Annotated in this window: 2 protein-coding genes; both read right to left on the bottom strand. The window is 39.9% G+C overall.

Going from position 1 to position 5,337, the window contains the following annotated elements:
• A partial coding sequence (locus H140_RS0113460) for an ESPR-type extended signal peptide-containing protein (RefSeq protein WP_019674165.1) occupies positions 1-4,081 on the bottom strand: 4,081 nt, incomplete at its 3' end.
• A gap of 1,001 nt (positions 4,082-5,082) precedes the next feature.
• The coding region (locus H140_RS0113450; protein WP_019674163.1) for a transposase at positions 5,083-5,337 on the bottom strand (255 nt) is incomplete at its 5' end.

Here is a 5,337-nt window from a genome sequence, read left to right as displayed (position 1 = left end):
TAACGCTGATTGTACCGTTAGCACCGTCTTTACCATTTAGACCAATTGTACCGTCTGCACCATTGATGCTAACACCGTCTTTACCGTTTTCGCCTTTCACTACGATAGTGCCAGGGTTTTGATCGTCACCTACGGTTAAGTCTTTATCTAAACCAAAGTCGATTTGGTCATCACCTACAGTCGTAACGATGTTGCCATCTTTACTGGTGTAGTTAACTGTTCCACCTAGCTTAACGTTATCAACCTTCTGACCATTAGCAAGTTCAGAGTTATCAGCTGTAATGTTGAAGCCTTTCTCAATCTGAGTATTAGTATCAAACAACTGGCTACCATTGACTGCATCTGTGCTGTTAGCACTGATGTCACCATCAGCTACATTAGTAATCTTATCGCCACCAACACTTAGACCATCGGTACTGGTAGTCAGATTAGTTACATCACCATTTGAGTTTTCAAGCGTTACACTATTGAAGTTTGGATCTTTGCTGACAGAGTAAGTAAACGTACGACCATCTTGCTCTAGTACCATGTTGTCACCAGCTTGGAATTTAACTTCCGAACCTGGGTTAACTAAGTCTACGCTAGTACCTGTTGTTACACCGGTACCTACTTCACCAGAGGTTACGTTAAACCCTGATTTGTTAATCGCAGTTGCTACAGTATCAGCTGTTGCAAGTGCAGTAGTATTAGGCGTTCCATCAAGGTTAGTAGGTGCATTTACCATACCATTACTATTATTAGTTAATGGGGTAGTTACCGCTTTGATTGAACCATCCGCATTCTTAGTGATGGTTTTATTATCAGTATTAACGGCTACGTCAAAGATAGTAGCGCCATCAGCTGTTTTCTTAGTGTTATCTACTTTGATTGAGCCATCTGTAGAGGTCACTTCTTCTTGTGATGCTTTGGCCGCTTGCTGCAACTGATCTTCCGTTGCTGCTTGTCCACTTACAATCTGGTCTGGGTTATAAGTGATGTTGGTTAAGTTGTTTACTGTGCCTTTGTTACCATCAATTGTTACTGTGTTGGCATCACCTACGTTAACAACGTTGGCTAAGCTAAAGTCAATCTCGTTGTCACCTGATACTGTTGTGACAATGTTTTTGTCTTTACTGGTGTAGGTTACAGTGTCGCCTAACTGTACGTTATCAGGTGCACCATTGTCTGCTGCTATGTTAAAGCCTTTTCCTACTGTGGCTAATGTGTCTTTGGTGCCTTGTGATAAGTCAACTTTAAAGTTACGGTCGTTGTTAGCATCTAAAGTGTCACCACCTGTTACAGATAGTCCAGAGTCTGCATCGGTTACTACATTCGTGCCTTCAGCATTTACCGTATAAGTGTTGGTTGCATCATTATGGGCAACACCAGCAATGTTAGTACCGCCTTCAACTTTAGCTAACTGACCGACTGTCGCTGCATCATTATCTTTTTCACCTGGTGCAACATTGGTGATCTTGTCACCATTCACATTTAGGCTATCACCTGTGCTTGAAATTGTGGTGCTAGTCTCAGGGGTGTCACCACCAATGGTGATTGAGTTGTTGGCTTTGATTGTGTTTGAGGTAACACGGTTAAAGGTTACGTCATCTTTGGTAGCAAAGGTGAATACTGGGTTTGCTGTGTCACCACTTTGATTAACCGTTAAGTTATCACCTGCTTCATAGGTGATGGTGTCACCTGGATTAACTAACTCAGTACCTGCGTTACCTGTTTTACTACCTGTACCTGTGGCACCAGAGTTTACTTTGAAGCCAGATTCGTTAATCGTTGTCGCAATTTCATTTGCAGTAACGAATTTATCACCTTCAGGAGAGGCTGGTACTATGATACTACCATCTGTATTAGCATTAAGATCTGTGGTCTCAGGTGCAGTTGCTTTTACGTCAGCATATAGCTTACCTGTTTCGCTATCAATTTTAATAGTGTCATTATCATATTGAACATCATACTTAATCGTACTGGTCGTACCATCACTAGTTACATTTGCTTTAGTCGCATTACCGTCTGCAAATACAACATTGTCATAGGCTTTTACAAAGTCTCTTTGCTCGTTTGTGCCATTTACTTGTTGCTGTAAGTTAAATCCTGCATTTAACACATCACCTACTGTGGCAGCTGATGAGTTATTAACATTATTCGGTACAGTGCCTGGTGTTCCAGTTGCTGGAGCATCTGGTAAGTTGTTTACTAAGCCTGTGATATTGCCTTCGTTACCATCAATGGTAATTGGATGCTTGGTAGAATCAGTTGTATTACCAACTTTAACAACATCATTTAACTTAAAGCCAATCTCATTATCACGTACGGTGGTGATAATGTTGGGATTTGTTTGGTCAGCGCTGTCATCAGTGAATTTGACTGTTGAGCCTGATGCTACAGTTTTAGCATCTGTATCGTTGGTATTATTACCAGCAGTATTTTTGTCTGCATTAATTTTTAAAGCAAACGCATCGCCACCTGTGGCAGTTGAGCTAATAGTGAAAGTAGAACCATTTCTGTTAACAGTAACATTATCTCCGCCAACTAGTCTTACTTCATCACCTGGATTAACTAATTCGCCATTTAATTTTTGCTCTTTATTACTGACAGCATAAAAGCCACTTTGATTAATAGTGTTCGCTATTTCAGCAGCATTAACTAATTGACCAGCTTGATTACCCGTAGGTACAGTCACAGCACCGTTTGGAACGTTGAGCGTTGTAGTATTAACTTGAAGACCGTTAGTACCGTTAGTGATAGTTTTATCATCATACTTGACATCATACTGAACCGCAGTCACACCATCGACTTCAGTAGCAACAGTAGCTGTTGTCGCATCTCCATTGTTGAAACGCACCGCGTCGCCAGGGGTGACAGTACCTTTAACAGCACCACCGTTGTCTTGTACGTTAAAACCTTTTTTCACTTCAGTAGCAAGTTTATCAGCTACCAAATACAGCTGGCTGCCGTTAATCGCATCGGTACTATCCGTTGAAACTTTACCAGGTGCTACATTTTTAATCTGACGTTCAAATCCAGCTTTACCAACTGACACTTGGTCACCAGCTACTAAGTTCTTACCACCTGCAAATTCCTGTGTAAAATCAATTGTACTGTTATTACTTAAGCGAATAGTACCACTACCTTCAGTAGTGGCATTCGTTGTAGTAGTAGAGCCTGCACCTAAAGCGACAGAGTTGGTTTTTGAAGCATTTGCGCCAACGCCAAAGGCTGATGAGGCTAAAGCGGAAGCAGTTGTCCTAGTACCGACAGCAGTCGCTAGGTCACCCTCCACTTGTGCCTGTACCCCTAACACTACTGCCGCTTCACCTGTAGCCATTGTAGGTCTATATCCCTCTCCAGCTGCATTAACATCAATACCACTATATTCATTTAGCAGTGTTGCCACTGTTTTTCCTGAGATAATTTTTTTCTTAGCCGTATTAATGTCATCTCCACCTATTGCAATACTAGAGTCGCCCGATACCAATACGTTATTACCGATACCAATGGATTGATCAGCCGCAACTCTTGTCAATGAACCTATTGCAATACTTTCACTGACTTTCTTCGTAGCACCATACTCAAACTCCTTTTGTCCATTCGTATAAGGGTTGCCATTCTTATCAAGTCCAGGCTTTAATGTTGCTTCTTTCCCTACTACCTGAGTAAGTCGACCTATCGCAATATTACCACTACCTACTTGTCCTGCATCATTTATAATAGAGGCTTTGCTACCAATAGCAACTGAATCTTCACCATTTTCAACAGTCGTTTTTGGTGCAGCTATTGCCCACTCATCTTGTGTACCTGGTGTGCTGTTAGCTTCGTTATTCGTAGCAATGGTAATATTTCGAATGTTAGTAGCACCACCATATCTATTACCATCTATCATCGCACCCATCGCTGTACCGCTTAGCCCGATCAAGGCAGCGGTTAATGAGCTTAGCACAAAGGTACGTGTTGCTAAGTTTGACGATTTGGTTTTTTGGCTACTGCCAACCACATGGTTGCTTTTTTTGCCTTGACCTTTGGCATATTCTGCAACAGCGACAAATGTGCCTGTTGCTTTGTTAAATACTACTTTGTAAATATGGTTCATTGTTTTTCTCTCGAAGTTCTGAATAAAGGATGGTTTGAGGATTGAGTAACACTTAATTGAATAGGTTAGAAGTTTGATGATTTAGCAAGACTGCCTTGAGCCTTAATCTAATTAAAGAATTAATAACATTAAAAAAGCCTACAAAGCAGTTGGTTGCTTTATAGGCTTTGTTGGACACAAAGATAAATTGAAGTTGTTGTATTGAAAGTTGAGTACTAATGCCACAACAGGTTAGGCTACAATTACGGCAGGCTAAGTTAAGACAAGCTAAGTGATGACTACCTAAGTAGCTGGCACCTGATAAGGTGACAAAATTGGAAGTATGAAAATGCTTAGAAGAAGACTTCGATATAGTCTCAGCATCTAGAGGTAAAACAGCGGCGAATACAGCTGATATGTTTATTGTGTTCATAGACAAATGCTTTAAGCCCTGCTTAATATTAAAGTTAATCTCGGTGTATGGATCTCCTTTTCCATTGATATTTATAACTGTTGACACACTTACTTACATCTCCAGCGTGGCAGCTACTTAAAACCTTAAATATTTAGCTACTATTGTTAACTCCAAAGAATGACCTTCTAGTTATTTAACAATAAAGTAGCACTCCTTTTACTTTTAGGCATTAAATGCAAAATATTGGCTTTGTAAATATATTACTATTATGTGACAAATTTTTTACAAAGTTTTATCTATATTGCACTAGCGATTCAAAAGTTTTTAAATTGGTTTTCCAGCATTAGAAAACAAAAACCCCTGCAAGTCAATAAGTTATTTAAACAATCATGATTTTAATTTGACGATAATAACTACTTACGACTCATCTAACGTGTCACAACCAATAAAATCTAAACAATAACTCAGCCACAATATTTTGCTACATTTTGCAAAATACAATAAATACACCAGTATGGCGACAGGTATTGTCACTCAAGGTAACACCAGGTAAGACTGTATCATATATGGGACAGCGTCATATTTTATACCAATTCCATAAATAAACCTATAAACCAATCCAATCACGAGAAGTTATAGACTGAATGAGCTCGGGCTTGGAACAAAGTCTATTCCAAGCCTTGCAAGCAGCATCAACAATAGCCTCATAACCATCAAAACACCTATTGGATAACCAATGTTGTTTCAAATACGACCACACCTGTTCAGATGGATTTAACTCAGGTGAATAAGGGGGTAATTTAAGCATCGTCACATTATGTAGGTTTAAACTTGGTTGATGCCATAGAGCACCATCCATAAC

The sequence above is a fragment of the Psychrobacter lutiphocae DSM 21542 genome (assembly GCF_000382145.1).
Lineage (GTDB): Bacteria > Pseudomonadota > Gammaproteobacteria > Pseudomonadales > Moraxellaceae > Psychrobacter > Psychrobacter lutiphocae.
Note: the sequence above shows the minus strand (reverse complement) of the source record. Positions and strands in the feature narration are given on the sequence as shown.